The sequence below is a fragment of the Salmonella sp. NW177 genome (genome assembly GCF_051811585.1).
GTDB classification, from domain to species: Bacteria; Pseudomonadota; Gammaproteobacteria; order Enterobacterales; family Enterobacteriaceae; genus Salmonella; species Salmonella enterica.
In genome coordinates, this window is the sequence record NZ_JAMMZV010000003.1 from 267,307 (window position 1) to 284,855 (window position 17,549).

General features: G+C 53.6%; 16 protein-coding genes. 7 read left to right on the forward strand and 9 right to left on the reverse strand.

Features of this window, described 5'->3' with window-relative positions; genetic code table 11:
• Positions 1 to 127 precede the first annotated feature (127 nt).
• Positions 128 to 1,780: a bifunctional UDP-sugar hydrolase/5'-nucleotidase UshA gene (ushA, locus tag NA986_RS11595; RefSeq protein ID WP_000670398.1), complete on the forward strand. Its 1,653-nt coding sequence runs from the start codon at positions 128 to 130 to the stop codon at positions 1,778 to 1,780.
• Positions 1,781 to 1,896: 116 nt separating this feature from the next.
• Here ushA and ybaK read toward each other — a convergent pair whose 3' ends face one another.
• From ybaK to copA, 4 genes are all read right to left on the reverse strand, one after another.
• Positions 1,897 to 2,376, reverse strand: coding sequence for a Cys-tRNA(Pro)/Cys-tRNA(Cys) deacylase YbaK (gene ybaK / locus NA986_RS11600; protein WP_000186618.1), 480 nt, complete (start codon positions 2,374 to 2,376; stop codon positions 1,897 to 1,899).
• Positions 2,377 to 2,577: 201 nt separating this feature from the next.
• Positions 2,578 to 3,372 (reverse strand): TraB/GumN family protein, encoded by a 795-nt coding sequence (locus tag NA986_RS11605; RefSeq protein ID WP_000421861.1) that lies wholly within the window; start codon positions 3,370 to 3,372, stop codon positions 2,578 to 2,580.
• A gap of 85 nt (positions 3,373 to 3,457) precedes the next feature.
• Complete coding sequence (locus NA986_RS11610) at positions 3,458 to 4,285, reverse strand: lysozyme inhibitor LprI family protein (RefSeq protein ID WP_023216300.1); 828 nt, start codon at positions 4,283 to 4,285, stop codon at positions 3,458 to 3,460.
• 153 nt (positions 4,286 to 4,438) lie between these two features.
• The gene (copA, locus tag NA986_RS11615) at positions 4,439 to 6,940 is read right to left on the reverse strand and encodes a copper-exporting P-type ATPase CopA (RefSeq protein ID WP_023137943.1); all 2,502 of its coding nucleotides are present in this window, start codon (positions 6,938 to 6,940) and stop codon (positions 4,439 to 4,441) included.
• A gap of 109 nt (positions 6,941 to 7,049) precedes the next feature.
• On the opposite strand from copA, the gene cueR reads away from it, so the two are divergent.
• Positions 7,050 to 7,466 carry a Cu(I)-responsive transcriptional regulator gene (gene cueR, locus NA986_RS11620; protein ID WP_001026760.1) on the forward strand — a complete coding sequence of 139 codons (417 nt, stop codon included), beginning with the start codon at positions 7,050 to 7,052 and terminating at the stop codon, positions 7,464 to 7,466.
• Here cueR and NA986_RS11625 read toward each other — a convergent pair whose 3' ends face one another.
• Both NA986_RS11625 and NA986_RS11630 read right to left on the reverse strand, forming a co-directional pair.
• The gene (locus tag NA986_RS11625; protein ID WP_000561172.1) at positions 7,467 to 7,919 is read right to left on the reverse strand and encodes an NfeD family protein; all 453 of its coding nucleotides are present in this window, start codon (positions 7,917 to 7,919) and stop codon (positions 7,467 to 7,469) included.
• A complete protein-coding gene (locus tag NA986_RS11630; RefSeq protein ID WP_000906146.1) occupies positions 7,916 to 8,833 on the reverse strand; it encodes an SPFH domain-containing protein in 918 nt (305 codons plus the stop codon). Before NA986_RS11630 ends, NA986_RS11625 begins: the two co-directional genes overlap by 4 nt.
• Before the next feature lie 146 nt (positions 8,834 to 8,979).
• Here NA986_RS11630 and fetA point away from each other — a divergent pair, with 146 nt between their 5' ends.
• Together fetA and fetB are read left to right on the forward strand one after the other, a co-directional pair.
• Positions 8,980 to 9,657: an iron efflux ABC transporter ATP-binding subunit FetA gene (fetA, locus tag NA986_RS11635; RefSeq protein ID WP_023137944.1), complete on the forward strand. Its 678-nt coding sequence runs from the start codon at positions 8,980 to 8,982 to the stop codon at positions 9,655 to 9,657.
• Positions 9,644 to 10,423 (forward strand): iron efflux ABC transporter permease subunit FetB, encoded by a 780-nt coding sequence (gene fetB / locus NA986_RS11640; protein ID WP_023216301.1) that lies wholly within the window; start codon positions 9,644 to 9,646, stop codon positions 10,421 to 10,423. Before fetA ends, fetB begins: the two co-directional genes overlap by 14 nt.
• An 85-nt stretch (positions 10,424 to 10,508) precedes the next feature.
• Here the strand turns inward: fetB and cnoX are convergent, their stop codons facing one another.
• From cnoX to tesA, 3 genes are all read right to left on the reverse strand, one after another.
• Positions 10,509 to 11,363, reverse strand: a complete 855-nt coding sequence (cnoX, locus tag NA986_RS11645) for a chaperedoxin (protein WP_023216302.1) — start codon at positions 11,361 to 11,363, stop codon at positions 10,509 to 10,511.
• A gap of 59 nt (positions 11,364 to 11,422) precedes the next feature.
• Positions 11,423 to 12,193: an SDR family oxidoreductase gene (locus NA986_RS11650; protein ID WP_001172802.1), complete on the reverse strand. Its 771-nt coding sequence runs from the start codon at positions 12,191 to 12,193 to the stop codon at positions 11,423 to 11,425.
• 154 nt (positions 12,194 to 12,347) lie between these two features.
• On the reverse strand, positions 12,348 to 12,962 hold the full coding sequence (gene tesA / locus NA986_RS11655; protein WP_023216303.1) for a multifunctional acyl-CoA thioesterase I/protease I/lysophospholipase L1: 615 nt from the start codon (positions 12,960 to 12,962) through the stop codon (positions 12,348 to 12,350).
• Here tesA and ybbA point away from each other — a divergent pair.
• The 3 genes from ybbA (at position 12,933) to NA986_RS11670 (ending at position 17,349) form a co-directional block, all read left to right on the forward strand.
• The gene (gene ybbA, locus NA986_RS11660) at positions 12,933 to 13,619 is read left to right on the forward strand and encodes a putative ABC transporter ATP-binding protein YbbA (protein WP_001110598.1); all 687 of its coding nucleotides are present in this window, start codon (positions 12,933 to 12,935) and stop codon (positions 13,617 to 13,619) included. The two genes, tesA and ybbA, sit on opposite strands and share 30 nt — an antisense overlap.
• On the forward strand, positions 13,616 to 16,030 hold the full coding sequence (gene ybbP / locus NA986_RS11665) for a putative ABC transporter permease subunit YbbP (RefSeq protein WP_023216304.1): 2,415 nt from the start codon (positions 13,616 to 13,618) through the stop codon (positions 16,028 to 16,030). The genes ybbA and ybbP overlap by 4 nt, the downstream gene beginning before the upstream one ends.
• Positions 16,031 to 16,215: 185 nt before the next feature.
• A complete protein-coding gene (locus tag NA986_RS11670; protein ID WP_070793894.1) occupies positions 16,216 to 17,349 on the forward strand; it encodes a porin in 1,134 nt (377 codons plus the stop codon).
• Positions 17,350 to 17,549 lie beyond the last annotated feature (200 nt).

A 17,549-nucleotide genomic window follows, 5' to 3' on the forward strand; every position in this document is an offset into this window, starting at 1 on the left:
GTAATTATTACTTGCCTAACATACCTGTGAAATGTGTTTGAAGGAAGTCTCAATTCTGAAAACATATTTGTCTATTATTGCAAGGAAAGGTAATTTCTGCGGTTGATATTGAGTCAGGGAGAGAAAGATGAAATTTTTGAAACGGGGTGTGGCGCTGGCGTTACTGGCGGCGTTCGCGCTGACGACTCAGCCTGCACAGGCTTACGAAAAAGATAAAACCTATAAAATTACTATCCTGCATACCAACGATCACCACGGTCACTTCTGGCGTAGCGAATATGGCGAATATGGTCTGGCGGCGCAAAAAACGCTGGTGGACAGTATCCGTAAAGAGGTGGCGCAAGAGGGGGGAAGCGTCCTGTTGTTATCCGGCGGCGACATTAATACCGGGGTGCCGGAATCCGATCTCCAGGATGCGGAGCCCGATTTCCGCGGGATGAATCTGATTGGCTACGACGCTATGGCCGTCGGTAATCATGAGTTTGATAACCCGCTCACCGTATTGCGCCAGCAGGAAAAGTGGGCGAAGTTTCCCTTTCTTTCCGCCAATATTTATCAAAAAAGTACCGGCGAGCGTCTGTTTAAGCCGTGGGCTATTTTTACACGCCAGGATATAAAAATCGCGGTAATCGGCTTAACCACCGATGACACGGCGAAAATAGGCAACCCGGAATATTTCACCGATATTGAGTTTCGTAAACCTGCTGAAGAAGCAAAGGTGGTGATTCAGGAACTTAATATGAATGAAAAACCGGACGTGATTATCGCGACCACGCATATGGGACATTATGACAACGGCGATCACGGTTCGAACGCGCCGGGCGACGTTGAGATGGCGCGTAGCCTGCCTGCCGGTTCGTTGGCGATGATTGTGGGCGGTCACTCACAAGACCCGGTATGCATGGCGTCGGAAAATAAAAAACAGGTGAATTACGTACCGGGAACGCCCTGCGCGCCGGATAAGCAAAATGGTATCTGGATCGTGCAGGCGCATGAGTGGGGTAAATATGTGGGCCGCGCGGATTTCGAATTCCGTAACGGCGAGATGAAAATGGTTAACTACCAGCTTATTCCGGTAAATCTCAAGAAAAAAGTGACCTGGGATAACGGGAAAAGCGAGCGTGTACTTTACACGCCGGAAATCGCCGAAAATCCGCAAATGCTCTCGTTATTAACGCCGTTCCAGAATAAAGGTAAAGCGCAACTGGAGGTGAAAATTGGTAGCGTGAATGGCCTTCTTGAAGGCGATCGCAGTAAGGTCAGATTTGTCCAGACCAATATGGGACGGGTGATTCTGGCTGCGCAGATCGCGCGCACCGGCGCCGATTTTGGCGTGATGAGCGGCGGCGGTATTCGCGACTCGATTGAGGCGGGAGATATTACCTATAAAAGCGTGCTCAAGGTACAGCCGTTCGGCAACATTGTGGTGTATGCCGATATGAGCGGCAAAGAGGTAGTTGATTATCTCACCGCCGTAGCACAGATGAAACCGGACTCCGGCGCCTATCCACAGTTCGCCAATGTGAGCTTTGTCGCCAAAGAGGGCAAGCTCACCGATCTGAAAATCAAAGGCGAGCCTGTTGATCCGGCCAAAACCTACCGCATGGCGACGCTGAGTTTCAACGCCACGGGCGGCGATGGTTATCCGCGCATCGATAACAAACCGGGATACGTGAATACCGGGTTTATTGACGCGGAAGTGCTGAAAGAGTTTATTCAGCAGAATTCACCGCTGGATGCGGCGGCGTTTACGCCAAAGGGTGAGGTGAGCTGGCTGTAGCGGTACGGATAGCCATCACTGCCTGATGGCGCGCAGCCTTAAGGCCTACGGATTATGTCTGCTGTAGGCCGGATAAGGCGTTTGCGCCGCTATCCGGCAATGTATTTTACGCAGGCTTAATCCCGACGCGCGATATCAGCGAATTTAGCACCCAGTATGGCGGCCAAATCGTCAGCCGCCAGTTCAATATCCAGCCCGCGTTTACCACCGGAAACATATATAGTGGCAAACGTGCGGGCTGGCGCGTCAATCAGCGTAGGCAGCCGTTTCTTCTGTCCCAGCGGACTGATCCCGCCGACCAGATATCCCGTGGTGCGTTGCGCCACCATCGGGTCGGCCATATCGACCTTTTTCGCGCCCAGAGCTTTGGCGACTTTTTTCAAATCCAGCTGCCCGGCTACAGGCGTCACGGCGACGGCCAGTTGCTTCATATCACCATTCACGGCAACCAAAAGCGTTTTATACACCTGATCGGCGTTTAGCCCGAGCTTACGCACCACTTCATCGCCAAAGTTAGTTTCATTCGGATCGTGATCGTAGGTGTGAATGTTAAACGGAATCTTGTTTTTTTCGAGTAACTTAACTGCGGGTGTCATAACGTTCCTTCTTACTACAGACGTGATTTGCCATCAGCATACGCCCGAAAGCGGACTAAAAAATAGTATAATCTTGTGCATTAGGTCTTGGCAGTTGCGGCAACTTTGAGCGACAATCTGAAGATCCGAAGCGAAAGCGTCGGGATAATAATAACGATGAAATTCCTCTTTGACGGGCCAATAGCGATATTGGCCATTTTTTTATTTCAATATTTGCGGTAGGTTGCCTTCGCCGTACAGATGTAGCGCCCCTACGGCTACCACGTAGCGTCCCGGCGGCAGTGCCAGCAGCGCGTCGCGCCAGGCTTCATTGCGTTTCACCATCAGTACATCATACAGCGGCTGGCTAAACGTTCTGGGGAGCGAAGCGCCGACGCTGGTCGGCGGCTGTTCAAGCCACCAGCCGATCATCACCTGCAAAAGCCGTGCGTTGGTGTGCCAGTGCGTCAGCGTGTCGTCGAGCAGCGCCATCCCGCCATCGGGCAGATCGCAGAGTAGTTCGAGCTGGTGTTTCGCCCCTTCCAGCTCTTGCACCGGCAGCGACATTTCGCGGGCAGCCTGTAATAGCTGATAATCAATGCCATAGTCCGGGCGCAATCCCAGCCGTTGCGCCTGCGTGGCCTGTAGCACCATAGCTATCTGCCATAAAGGTTGATTATCAAAATGGATCAGCGGCATACCCAACTCACTGACCCGTTTTTCCAGTGCGCTTAGCTGCCCGGCGCTGAGACGTTCGACCAACGGCGGGCATTTGGGGAGATTGCTGAATGGCGTTTCGTTACCAGAAATATCCGCTTCAACGACCAGCGCGTCGGCCTGGCGTAGCTTTTTCACCAGCTTTGCTGGAAGAGGAGCCATATCGCGTGTCCCCATATGAATACTGCCAACCAGATGCAGATGACGACCGCCGGGCAGGGAGAGATCGATAGCAGGCCAACTATTTGGGGTACCACGCAGCGCGCGCCATAAACGTTTAAGTTGATTTAATAACTCCATACGCGCTCCCTTTGAAAAAGCTCATGCTAGCGCGTTGGGGAAAAGGGCGCAATGCGCCCTGACGGGACGTCAACGATCGGTCGGGTTATTCGCTGCCGTCGAGATAGGCCGTTCTGGCGATGGTCATTTCAAGCTGGCATTTATAAATACTGATGCGCTTTTCAGCGGGTATGGCCTCGGATTTGGCATCGCTAAGTTTGCCGCACTGCTGCTCTTTTTGGGTCACCCAGACTCGCTGCTCTTGTTTTAATGCCGTTCGGGCAGAGGCGGGTAGCGATTTCCAGACCTGATTAAGCTCGCGATCTCTACTCTCAAATTTCTTTGCTGCGATTTCAATCAGTGAGTTATTTTTTTTCTTTATAATGCTATCACCAGATACCGTCATTCTTGCCATTACATAAATAGATCGCGCCAATTTATCGGTTTTTTGCACAGAGGTGACAACAATATCTTTGTTGTTGTCTGCTAGCTGAATATTGTAGTTAACCTGTTTCCAGGTCACCGTATTGTTTATTACCTGTCCATCCCCTTGTGAAATATAGAATAGAGTGTTTGGTAAGTCTTTCATTAATTTAAATAATGGCTGAGGAATATCCATGGCGACGGTAGCCGAGCAAGTTCGTAAGTTGGCATTTTCTGCTTGAGGGTTCTGCGTGATTACATCACTGAATTGAACAGGAATAGCCCGGAGTTGCTGCTCGTATTGAGTTTGGGGGATATCGAAGAAAAGCGTGGAGGGCTCTTTAATATAGTCTTGCTGTAAACGACCTAATGCTTCATTGTAAATCCAATCTTTTGCCGCCGTGACTGCATTATCGTTGCCACATTTTAACTCTGGAGTGGAATCAAATAACCCTGCATAACTGACGGCGGGAGAAAGCAGGAAAAGAAGCGTAACTGCTTTTCTAAACATAAATAACACATCCTTATGATTCAAAAAAACATTATAAAATGTTGATTTTTATTTTTCTATAGGATGTGCGGTTAAATTTTTATATATTGATACGGTAAATTACTGATGGCTTAATAATATATCAGGCAGCTGATGCTGCCTGATATAGCGTTTTTACGCCTTCGGTTTAAAGCGCAATAGCCGGTTGGCATTGCTGACGACGGTAATGGAAGACAGCGCCATTGCCGCGCCCGCTACTACCGGGTTTAACAAGGTACCGGTAAACGGCCACAGAATACCGGCGGCCACCGGGATACCAATGCTGTTGTAGATAAATGCGCCAAGCAGGTTTTGCTTCATATTGCGCAACGTCGCGCGCGAAATGGCCAGCGCATCCGCCACGCCCATCAGACTATGGCGCATCAGCGTAATCGCCGCGGTTTCAATCGCCACATCGCTGCCGCCGCCCATCGCGATACCGACGTCCGCCTGCGCCAGCGCGGGCGCATCGTTGATACCATCGCCGACCATCGCAACCTGACGACCCTGGCTTTGCAGACGTTTAATCGCATCGGCTTTGCCATCCGGCAGAACGCCCGCAATCACTTCATCAATGCCCGCTTCTTTGGCAATCGCGTTAGCCGTCGTTGGGTTATCCCCGGTGAGCATTACCAGACGGTATCCGGCGTTGTGCAGGCGTTCAAGCGCGGCAATACTATCGCTGCGCAATGGATCGCGTACCGCCAGTAACGCCGCCGCTTTACCGTCAATCGCCAGCAGGACCGGAGTCGAGCCTTGCGAGGCCTGCGCGGTGATTTCTGCCGTCATATCATCCGTGGCGACGTGCTGTTCGTTCAGCAACGCCTGGTTCCCCAGAAGCAGTTGATGACCTTCCGCTTCACCGCTGACGCCCAGTCCGCGTAGCGTTCTGAAACCGTTCACCTGCGGCAGTTTATCGTCGCCGGCTTTTTCCAGAATCGCATGGGCCAGCGGGTGGCTGGAGCCTTGTTCGAGCGCGGCTGCCAGACGTAATGCCTGAGCTTCATCAACGCCGTTAAAGGTTTTTACCGCCACCACTTGCGGCTTGCCTTCCGTCAGCGTCCCGGTTTTATCAAAAACGAGGGTATCCAGCGTACTGGCGCGTTGCAGGGCATCGGCGTCGCGTACCAGCACGCCGAATTCGGCAGCGCGGCCTACGCCGGAAATAATCGACATTGGCGTCGCCAGGCCTAATGCGCAAGGGCAGGCGATAATCAGTACGGTGGTGGCGATGACCAGCGTATAAACAATTTGCGGCGCCGGTCCGAAGAAATACCAGATAGCGGCGCTGAACAGCGCAATGGCCACGACGACGGGAACGAATACCGCGGAGATTTTATCGGCCAGTTGGCCAATTTCCGGTTTACTGCTCTGCGCCTGGCGTACCATGCGAATAATGCGTGACAGCGTGGTATGACTGCCCACCGCGCTGGCGCGGAACAGGACGCTGCCGTCCTGGACGACGGTGCCGGCATGAACGCTGTCGCCTTCGCCTTTTTGCTGCGGAATGGGTTCGCCGGTCAGCATGGCTTCATCAAGCCACGCTTCGCCCTGGGTAATTTCGCCATCCACCGGCACGCGATCGCCGGTAGTGAGCCGCAGCAGCATCCCTGGCTGAACGTCCGCCAGCGGGACGCTTTTTTCGCCGTCTTCTGTCACGACGCGTGCGGTGGGCGGGGTGAGATCGAGTAATTTTTCCAGCGCTTTTGAGGAACGCTGACGGGCGCGCGCTTCCAGCATGTGTCCGAGATTAATCAGACCGATAATCATCGCGCTGGCTTCGTAATAGAGGTGCCGTGCTTCCATCGGGAACCACTGCGGCCACAGGTTGACGCTCATGGAGTAGAGCCAGGCGACCCCGGTGCCGAGCGCCACCAGCGTATCCATCGTCGCTGTGCCGTTCAGCAGGCTTTTCCACGCGTTACGGTAAAAGTGACCGCCCGCAAAGACCATCACCGCAAGCGTGATCAGGCCAATAGCCAGCCACAGGCTGCGGTTGTCGCCGGTCACCATCATGTTATCGCCGATCATCCCCCAGACCATGACCGGTATACCGACCGCCAGAGCGACGATGGCCTGCCAGCGAAAACGTTTCATGGTGGCGATGGCGGTTTCCTGCTGGCGCTCGCGGCGTTTGATGTCATCTTCAATCGCCTCTGCGCCGTAGCCGGCTTTTTCCACCGCCTGCACTAAATCAGCGGCGGACGCGCTGCCCATCACCAGCGCAGTGCGTTCCGCCAGGTTTACCCGTGCCTGCGTGACGCCCGGTACGCTTTGTAGCGCATGTTGTACGCGGGTGACACAACTGGCGCAGCTCATGCCGCTTAACAGCAACTGTTGGCTTTCTTCATCGGCCGTCGCTACCGGAAGCTCATGAGGAACCGCTGCCAGTGCTTCCGACGGGATTGATGACTCCGTCAGCGGTTTAGCCTTTGGGTGGCTTAACGTCGCGCCATACCCGGCCTGTTTGATGGTTTCAATTAACGAGTCCGCACTGGCGGTACCGGTAACGTGCGCTTCGGTTACGGTGACGTCCGCCAGCTCAACATCCGGACGTTGTTCAAGACTTTCTTTCACGCGTTTAACGCAATGACCGCAGGACAAACCGTCCAGGGTCAGGTCGATAGTTTGAGACATAGTAAAAACTCCTTTATGATTGGTCATCAATTCATTGACCTTAGTAATCGTAGTGACTCACTGTGATAAAGGTTAAACCTTCCAGCAAGGTTAAGGTCAAGGGGGAAATATGAATATTAGCGATGTGGCGAAAAAAACCGGTTTAACCAGCAAAGCCATTCGGTTTTATGAAGAGAAAGGGCTGGTGACGCCGCCATTACGTAGCGAAAATGGTTATCGCACCTACACGCAGAAGCATTTAAACGAGCTGACGTTGCTGCGACAGGCGAGGCAGGTGGGGTTTAATCTGGAAGAGTGTGGCGAACTGGTCAATCTGTTTAACGATCCGCGACGCCATAGCGCAGATGTGAAAAAGCGGACGCTGGAAAAGGTCGCGGAGATCGAGCGCCATATCAGCGAGCTGCAATCAATGCGCGATCAACTGCTGGCGCTGGCGGAGAGTTGTCCCGGCGATGACAGCGCCGACTGCCCGATTATTGATAATCTTTCCGGCTGCTGTCATCACAAGGCGCAAAAGCCACGTTGATTAAACGGCGCGAATGCGTAAGGTGATGCCTTCCACGGCGATCACTTCGACATGCGTACCTGCGCGCAGGTCTTCGTCAGCGCATACCGGCCACGAGCTGTCGCCGACACGCATATGACCCCGTCCGTTCACTAACGCGGCATCAAGCATAAACCGGCGGCCTACCAGTTGTTGTCCGCGTTGGTTAAGGCGGCTGTCGGCCGGCTTCTGTTCCCGCACGCGACGCGCCAGCCAGCGCCACCAAAGCCAGGCCGCCAGCAACGTTAAGGCCGCAAACAGCACGCCCTGCCATTCCCAGCCGAGCGGTAAGAGCCAGACGGTTAAGCCGGTAATCACTGCCGCCACGCCGCTCCACAGCAAATAGCCGTTACCGCCGAGCATTTCCGCAGCCAACAACAGGCCGCCGAGGCTAAGCCAGAAGATATGCGGATGTACCAGAATCATCGCTATCATGCTTTTTTCCGTTCGCTGGCGCTGTCCTTAACCAGCTCGCTGATCCCGGCGATAGCGCCCATCAGACTGCTGGCATCCAGCGGCATCATGACCACTTTGCTGTTATTCGCCGAGCCGATTTGCTGTAACGCTTCGGTGTATTTCTGCGCCACGAAGTAGTTTATCGCCTGAATATCCCCGGCGGCGATGGCTTCAGACACCATCTGCGTAGCGCGGGCTTCCGCTTCGGCGGAACGTTCGCGCGCTTCCGCCTGCAGGAAAGCGGACTGACGTTCGCCTTCGGCTTTCAGAATCTGCGACTGTTTTTCCCCCTCGGCTTTCAGGATTTCCGCCTGACGTACCCCTTCGGCCTCAAGGATATAGGCGCGTTTGGTACGTTCCGCTTTCATCTGGGCGTTCATCGAGGAGATCAATTCCGCGGGCGGGCGGACATCGCGAATTTCGATACGGGTAACTTTAATTCCCCACGGGTTGGTGGCTTCATCGACAATATGCAGCAGCCGCGTGTTGATGCTGTCGCGCTGGGAGAGCATTTCATCCAGCTCCATCGAACCGAGCACCGTACGGATATTGGTCATGGTCAGGTTAATGATCGCCAGTTCCAGGTTACTGACTTCATAAGCGGCGCGCGGCGCATCGATAACCTGAATAAAACAGACCGCATCGATAGTGACGTTGGCGTTATCTTTTGAGATCACCTCCTGCGACGGAATATCCAGCACCTGCTCCATCATATTGATCTTGCGGCCAATTCTGTCCATAAACGGTACAACAAGGCTTAATCCCGGCTGCAGGGTTTTGGTGTAACGTCCAAAGCGCTCCACCGTCCACTGGTATCCCTGCGGAACGATTTTGACGCCCGCGCCGACGATCACCAGCGCGACGAAAATGAGAATAGGGATAAGAATGAGCATAGCTAAACCTCCTGTTGCGTTGTCCATAAACCGATTTTGCTGACGAATTAAGCGAATTATACCTGATTCAGTAAAGCATGTTCCCCCCTTATTAATTACAGGGATACACTATCGCTATAAAAATATGAACAACGGATGCGCAATAAATGACAGAACGTAGCATGTTGCTTGAGTTAAAGCAGGTCGGTTACCGGACTGCGACGACAAAAATAGTGAATAACATCAGTTTTACGCTGCAACGCGGCGAATTTAAGTTAATTACCGGTCCTTCTGGCTGCGGAAAAAGTACGTTGTTGAAAATGGTGGCCTCGTTAATAAGCCCTGATATCGGCGTGATTCTTTTTGAGGGGCGGGATATTACTACTCTGAGTCCGGAAGCCTATCGCCAGCAGGTTTCTTATTGCGCTCAGACGCCAGCGCTATTTGGCGATACGGTTTACGATAACCTGATTTTTCCCTGGCAAATTCGTCATCAGCGCCCGCAGCCGACAGCCTTCGCAGACGATCTGGCGCGTTTTGAACTGCCGGAGACGATTCTGCAAAAACCGATTGCCGCGCTTTCCGGCGGGGAAAAACAGCGTATTGCTCTAATTCGTAATCTACAGTTTCTGCCGAAAATACTGTTACTCGACGAAATAACCAGCGCGCTGGATGAACATAACAAACGGAATGTGAATGATATTATTCATCGCTATGTTCGCGATAAGCAGGTCGCTGTCTTGTGGGTAACGCATGATAAAGATGAAATTCAACACGCGGATAAGGTGATAACGTTAACGCCATCTGCCGGAGAGATGCAGGAGGCGCGTTATGAACGAGCATAATATTACCAATACCTCGCTGGCGTTATCGATGCTGCTGGTGGTGGTCGCGATGCTCATCAGTCACAAGGAAAAGCTGGCGCTGGAAAAAGATATTCTGTGGAGCGTATACCGGGCGGTGATACAGCTCATTATTGTCGGCTATGTACTGAAATACATCTTTGGCGTTAATCATGCCGCCCTGACGCTGCTGATGGTGCTGTTCATCTGTTTTAACGCCGCCTGGAACGCGCAAAAGCGCAGTAAATATATCGATAAGGCATTTCTCTCCTCGTTTATCGCCATCACCGTCGGCGCCGGACTAACGCTGACGGTACTGGTGCTTACCGGTTCGATTGAATTTGCGCCGATGCAGGTGATTCCCATCGCTGGCATGGTTGCCGGCAATGCGATGGTGGCGGTAGGGCTGTGCTACAACCAACTGGGGCTGCGTTTTCATAGCGAGCAGCAGCAAATCCAGGAAAAATTAAGTTTGGGCGCAACGCCGAAAATGGCTTCCGCCGGGCTTATCCGCGATAGCATCCGCGCATCGCTTATCCCGACGATCGACTCGGCAAAGACCGTTGGGCTGGTGAGCCTGCCGGGGATGATGTCCGGGCTGATTTTTGCCGGGATCGATCCGGTAAAAGCGATTAAATATCAAATTATGGTAACGTTTATGCTGTTGTCGACAGCCAGCCTGTCTACCATCATTGCCTGCTATTTAACCTACCGGAAGTTCTATAATTCGCGTCATCAGTTGGTAGTGATGCCGCTCAAGAAATCATGATAGTGGCCGGATGATGGCGCAAGCGCCTTATCCGGCCTGAGGACGACAGGTAGGCCAGATAAGCGCGCCATCAGGCAAGAGAGGATTAATACAGTAGCGCGTACAACTGGCGGCGGTATTTCGACGCCAGCGCGTCGCCGGTGCCGAGCGCGGCAAGGATCTCCTGGAAGGTTTTGCGCGTCTGTCCCTCGGCGGCGGTAAGATCTTTTCTCAGATGGCTGAACAGCAATTCCAGCGCTTCTTCATTACGTCCGACCTGGTGCAACTGCAACGCCAGTTGCGTTGCCAAAGCCGCATCCTGCGGATTCTCCGCGACTTGCTGCTGAAGTTGCTGAATTTCCGGCGTATCCGCCGCCTGTTTAAGCAGTTCGATCTGCGCAACCAGCCCCTGATAACGGGTATCCTGATCCTGTAGCGGGATAGTTTTTAACACCGCTTCGGCCTCTTCAGAGCGGTTCAGCGCAATTTGCGCTTCCGCCAGTAACAGGCCAATCTCACCGTTCTGCGAAGAGAGCTGCCAGGCGTCTTTGAGCAACGGCAGCGCGTCAATGTAGTTGCCCTCCTGCATTAACTGCATCGCTTGTTGCGCTTTTAGCTCTTCTTCACGCGGCAGTACTTTATCCAGCAGAGCGTGGATTGCCTCTTCCGGCTGCGGCCCCTGGAAACCATCGACCGGTTGGCCATTCTGGAACAGATAGACAGTCGGGATGGCGCGCAGACCAAACTGAGCGGCGATCATCTGTTCGGCGTCGCAGTCCAGCTTTGCCAGAATAAACTGACCGTGGTACTGAGCAGCCAGACTTTCCAGCACTGGCGTTAATTGCAGACAGTGTTGGCTGCGTTCAGACCAGAAATAGAACAGTACCGGCGTGGTCATGGACTGCTCTAAGGTCTGCTGCAGGTTGGATTCATTAATATTGACAATGTTCTGTACGGACATGGCGTCGCTCTCTTTTGTCTGTGTCACGTTTACATGGGGGCTGACGGGCGCGCTTCAACTCAGCTTTGTAAAATTTTATCCAGCATCCGGCCCGGCAATATGCGTTTCAGCGCCATCACCGCCCAGGTGACCAGCGTAACGGGATAGCGCAGCCTGGGTTTATCGCTTGCAAAAGCATGACGTACTTTCGCTACTACCGCGTCAGGATCGCGGGTGAAACGTGCGGCGATGCCGGGATTTTCTACCGGTTTATCACGCTGCGTCTGGTTAACGTTATCGGTAAAACGGGTACGAATCGGCCCCGGTTCTATCAGGCTCACTTTAATGCCTGTGTGCCGTAGCTCCATACGTAGCGCGTCAGACCAGGCTTCGAGCGCATATTTGCTGGCGGCGTAAGCGCCGCGCCCTGGGGTGGAAATCAGCCCCATCACCGATGAGGTCATCACAATGCGTCCTTCGCCATGCGGCAACATGGCGGGAAGTAAGCGCATGGTAAGCTGATGCGCGCCGAAAAAATTACTGGAAAACTGTTGCTCCATCTGCTCACGGCTGATGGTAGAAAGGGGGCCATACACGCCGTAGCCGGCATTGTTAAAGATCCCATACAGACGATTATCGGTCAGGGCGATCACTTCATCGGCGGCACGATCCACGCTTTCAGGGGAGTCGAGATCGATCAACACGCCGGTAAATCCCATACTGTTCATCCGGGCGACATCATCAGGTTTGCGGCAGCCCGCCAGGATTTGAAAGCCCTGGCGTTTAAGCTCAAGCGCGCTGTCCAGACCGATTCCGCTGGAACATCCTGTTATTAAGACCGATTTTTGCATAACTTTACCTGTCAGGATCTCCGTTGATTTAAGAGTCGTGGTTAACTATATCCGTCATACTTCAAGTTGCCTGTGCGTTCGTTTACTCCAGTCACATAGGTATCTATGCTCCTGGAAATTCTCTTACGTGCCGCCTTCATGCAACTCGAATTATTCAGGAGAGAAAAGGGGTCAACTGCTTCGCCATCCAGTCGGCAATAAACGGCTGGGCGTCGCGGTTGGGATGAATGCCGTCATCCTGCATCCACTGCGGTTTCAGATATACCTCTTCCATAAAAAACGGTAACAGAGGAATATCGAACTCTTTGGCGAGCTTAGGATAAATGGCGCTAAAGGATTCATTATAACGGCGACCGTAGTTAGCGGGCAGATGAATTTGCATCAGTAACGGTCGGGCATCGGCGGCTTTCACCGTCTGAATGATTTTACGTAGCGTCTGTTCGGTTTGTGCAGGCGCAAAACCGCGTAGGCCATCGTTGCCGCCAAGTTCCACCACTACCCAGCGCGGGTGATGCTGTTGCAACAGCGCCGGCAAACGCGCCAGTCCCTGCTGCGAGGTATCTCCGCTTATACTGGCATTAACGACCGACGTTTTGTTTTGCCATTTATCATTAAGGAGCGACGGCCATGCCGCGCTGGCGGCCATACGGTAACCGGCGCTGAGGCTATCGCCCAGAATTAATAAGGTGTCTGCGGCGGCGGCACGGAAAGTTAACAGGATCAAAAACAGGAAGGGCAAATGCCAGCGGAAAACAGTGTTGAAGTTCATCGTCTCAGGAAGTCCGTCGGTCAGGGTGAGCATGAGCTTTCCATCCTTACCGGAGTTGAACTGGTTGTCAAACGCGGCGAAACCATTGCGCTGATTGGCGAATCAGGATCGGGAAAATCTACGCTGCTGGCGATTCTCGCCGGACTGGATGACGGCAGTAGCGGAGAGGTCAGTCTGGTCGGGAAACCGCTTCACCAGATGGACGAAGAGGCGCGGGCGCAGCTTCGCGCTCAGCATGTCGGTTTTGTTTTTCAATCCTTCATGCTTATTCCTACGCTTAACGCGCTGGAAAACGTTGAGCTACCGGCCCTGCTACGCGGTGAAAACAGCGGTCAGAGTAAGGCGGGGGCGAAAGCGCTGCTCGAACAACTGGGACTGGGAAAACGGCTTGACCACCTTCCGGCACAGCTTTCCGGCGGCGAACAGCAGCGTGTAGCGCTGGCGCGCGCGTTTAACGGGCGTCCTGATGTGCTGTTTGCCGATGAGCCGACGGGCAACCTTGACCGTCAGACCGGAGATAAAATCGCCGACCTGCTATTTTCGCTTAACCGCGAACACGGCACCACGCTGATTCTGGTGACGCACGACCCGGCGCTGGCGGCGCGCTGCGACCGGCGGCTGCGGTTGGTCAACGGTCAGTTACAGGAGGAGGCATGATAGCTCGCTGGTTCTGGCGCGAATGGCGCTCGCCGTCGCTGATTATTGTCTGGCTGGCGTTGAGTCTGGCGGTGGCCTGCGTACTGGCGCTCGGCAGTATCAGCGACCGGATGGAAAAAGGGTTAAGTCAGCAAAGCCGCGAGTTTATGGCAGGCGATCGGACGCTGCAAAGTTCGCGGGAGGTACCGAAAGCCTGGCTTGAAGAGGCGCGTAAACGCGGCCTTAACATGGGCGAGCAGTTAACCTTTGCGACCATGACGTTTGCCGGCGATACGCCGCAACTGGCCAGCGTGAAGGCGGTAGATAGCGTTTATCCGATGTACGGCGAATTGCAAACCCGTCCTGACGGAGTGAAACCGCAGCCGGGTAGCGTACTGCTGGCGCCGCGTCTGATGGCGCTGCTTAATTTGAAAACGGGCGATACCATTGATGTCGGCGACGTGACCTTGCGTATTGCCGGTGAAGTGGTGCAGGAGCCGGATTCCGGATTTAACCCTTTTCAGATGGCGCCGCGTCTGATGATGAATATGGCCGATGTGGCAAAAACCGGTGCGATACAGCCGGGGAGCCGCGTGATGTGGCGGTATAAATTCGGCGGAACGCCGCAACAGCTTGCTGGCTATGAAAGCTGGCTGTTACCGCAGCTTAAACCGGAACATCGCTGGTATGGACTGGAGCAGGATGACGGGGCATTGGGGAAATCGCTCGAACGTTCGCAGCAGTTTTTGCTGCTTTCGGCGTTATTAACGCTACTGCTGGCGGTAGCTGCCGTCGCGGTGGCGATGAGCCATTACTGCCGTAGCCGCTACGATCTGGTGGCGATTTTAAAAACGTTGGGCGCGGGCCGGGCCCAGTTGCGTAAACTTATTATCGGACAGTGGTTGATGGTGCTGGGGCTTTCCGCCGTCACGGGAGGCGCGATTGGATTACTGTTTGAAAACATATTGCTGGTGCTGCTAAAACCGGTACTGCCCGCCGATTTGCCGCCCGCCAGCCTGTGGCCCTGGCTGTGGGCGCTGGGCGCGATGACGGTCATCTCTCTGCTGGTCGGTTTACGGCCTTATCGATTGTTGCTGGCGACCCAGCCGCTACGGGTGCTGCGCCGCGATGTTGTCGCTCGCGTCTGGCCGTTAAAAATTTATTTGCCTGTCGCCTGCGCCGTCGTGGTGGCGCTGCTCGCCGGATTGATGGGCGGAAGTATGCTGTTGTGGGCGGTTCTGGCGGGCGCCGTGATACTGGCGCTGCTGTGCGGTCTGGTGGGCTGGATGCTGCTTAACGTGCTGCGCGGCATGACGTTGACGTCGCTACCGCTGCGTCTGGCCGTCAGCCGACTTCTGCGTCAGCCGTGGTCAACGTTGAGTCAGCTTTCGGCGTTTTCGCTTTCGTTTATGCTGCTGGCGCTCTTGCTGGTGCTGCGCGGCGACCTCCTTGATCGCTGGCAACAGCAGCTCCCGCCGGAAAGCCCGAACTATTTCCTTATCAATATTGCTTCAGAACAGGTTGCGCCGCTGAAAGCCTTTTTGGCGGAACATCAGGTGATCCCGCAGACGTTTTATCCGATTGTGCGGGCGCGGTTAACGAAGATAAACGGTAATCCGACGGAAGGTCAGCAGGATGAGTCGCTCAACCGTGAACTGAATTTGACCTGGCAGGATACGCGCCCGGCGCATAATCCGCTGGTCGCCGGTCACTGGCCGCCAAAATCGGGCGAAGTCTCTATGGAGGAGGGGCTGGCGAAGCGGCTGAACGTCAAACTCGGCGATAGCGTAACCTTTATGGGCGATACCCAGGCATTTAGCGCTAAAGTCACCAGCTTGCGTCAAGTGGACTGGGAAAGCCTGCGGCCCAACTTTTTCTTCATTTTTCCTTCCGGGGCGCTGGACGGGCAACCACAAAGCTGGCTGACCAGTTTTCGCTGGGAGAATGGCAACGGCATGTTAACGCAGCTTAACCGCGAGTTTCCTACCGTCAGCCTGTTAGATATCGGGGCGATCCTGAAACAGGTGGGACAGGTGCTGGAGCAGGTCAGTCGGGCGCTGGAGGTGATGGTTGTGCTAGTCACCCTCTGCGGCATGTTGCTATTACTGGCCCAGGTACAGGTCGGGATGCGTCAGCGCCATCAGGAGCTGGTGGTGTGGCGCACGTTAGGAGCCGGAAAGAAACTGTTGCGTACCACACTCTGGTGCGAATTCGCCATGCTGGGGTTAGTTGCCGGGCTGGTCGCCGCGATTGGCGCGGAAACGGCGCTGGCGATCTTACAAATCAACGTTTTTGATTTCCCCTGGGAGCCGGACTGGCGTTTATGGGGCGCACTGCCGTTTTGCGGCGCGCTGCTGCTTTCCGTATGCGGCGGCTGGCTTGGCGTTCGTTTGCTGAAAGGCAAAGCGCTATTCCGACAGTTTAGCGAATGATTCATGATGTGAATAATTTCGCGCCGGTTTTTAAAACGGCGCGTACTTTTTTAGTCGCACAAATTGATAACTCCTTGATTTTTAGTAGCACAAATCATTAAAAAATACACAACACGTAAGGTTTTATAACAGTTATTATTTGCCTGCTAAATGATTTGGATTGGCTATCTATCAAGGAAAATATAATGACAATTAAAATAACAGCGTTGGCGGCATCGATCGGCGTGGCAGTGGCTTTCATGCCTTTCGCCACTCAGGCGGAAATCACCGTTTTAAAACAAGATCCCCAGGCGGGTAATCCACTCAGCCGACTCAATTTCACCGTTGGCGGGAGTATTCGTCCGCAGTTCCAGAATATGACCGGCAATGACGGCGCGAACGGTTATAAACGTAATGGTTTTGATGGCGGGACGCGTTTCCGCTTCGCCGCGGATTACTATCTGTTTGATGATATCAGTTGGATTAGCTATTACGAGCTGGGCGTCAATATCCCTGCGGTATTTGACTGGGATAATCATTATGCGAAGGGCGCGACTGATACCACTCGCCGTATGCTGTATACCGGCTTCAAGAGCGCGACGTGGGGAACGCTGACCTTCGGTCAACAGAACAGCATTTATTACGATGTGGTGGGCGTAAAAACCGATATCTGGGATTACGACATGATAGGTCAGGCGCCGGGCAACGGGATTAACGGCGACTACGATGGTTCTTATCGCACGCGTAAGTCCTTGAAGTATAAGAAAAGCATTGGCAATGTCGATCTCTACGCATCTTATCTGTTCAGCGACGATTATAATGCCAATAACGGCCTGAATTACAAGCGTAAAGGCGGCGGTTCTTTAGGCGCGGATTACCATCTCACCGACGATCTGACCTGGGGGACGGCATGGAACTATACCCGTGCGGAGATGCGCGGCAACGGCAATAAAACTTACGATCAAAATATTGTCGGTACCGCGTTAAGCTGGACGCCGGAAAACTGGACTATCGCCGCAGGCGGCGGTTGGTATCAGAACTTTATGACGACCAAAAAAGTGTCTGTGAATGATTACTTTGCCGGCGATGCGTGGGGTCTGGAATATTTTGTCGGTTACGCTTTCCCGATTGGTCAGTATGCCGTGAAAGCTATTCAACCGTACTTTATGGGCGACCGCATTGAATATGTGAATGGCCGCGACTATCTGCGCACCGATAACGGCGTGGGGATCACCTTCCAACTGGATTATGGTTTCCGCGTTGATTATGAACATGTTTTCACCTCCAGCACTGACAATCTGGGCGATATGAACCTGGTGCGTCTGCGTTACGATTTCTAAAGCGTTTTCCTCTGCCGGATGTTGGCGTTAAGACCTCTTATCCGGCATTTCCCTCTACGCTATTCCCGCCTGACACACGCCTGAGCGCCTGCCTCGTACATTTAACGACACACCAGGAAACATCATGAAATAATTTCAAGGACAGCAGGCTGTGATCTGTGTCATGTTAAGAAATAGCCTTTCGTTTGGGCCAAAACAGA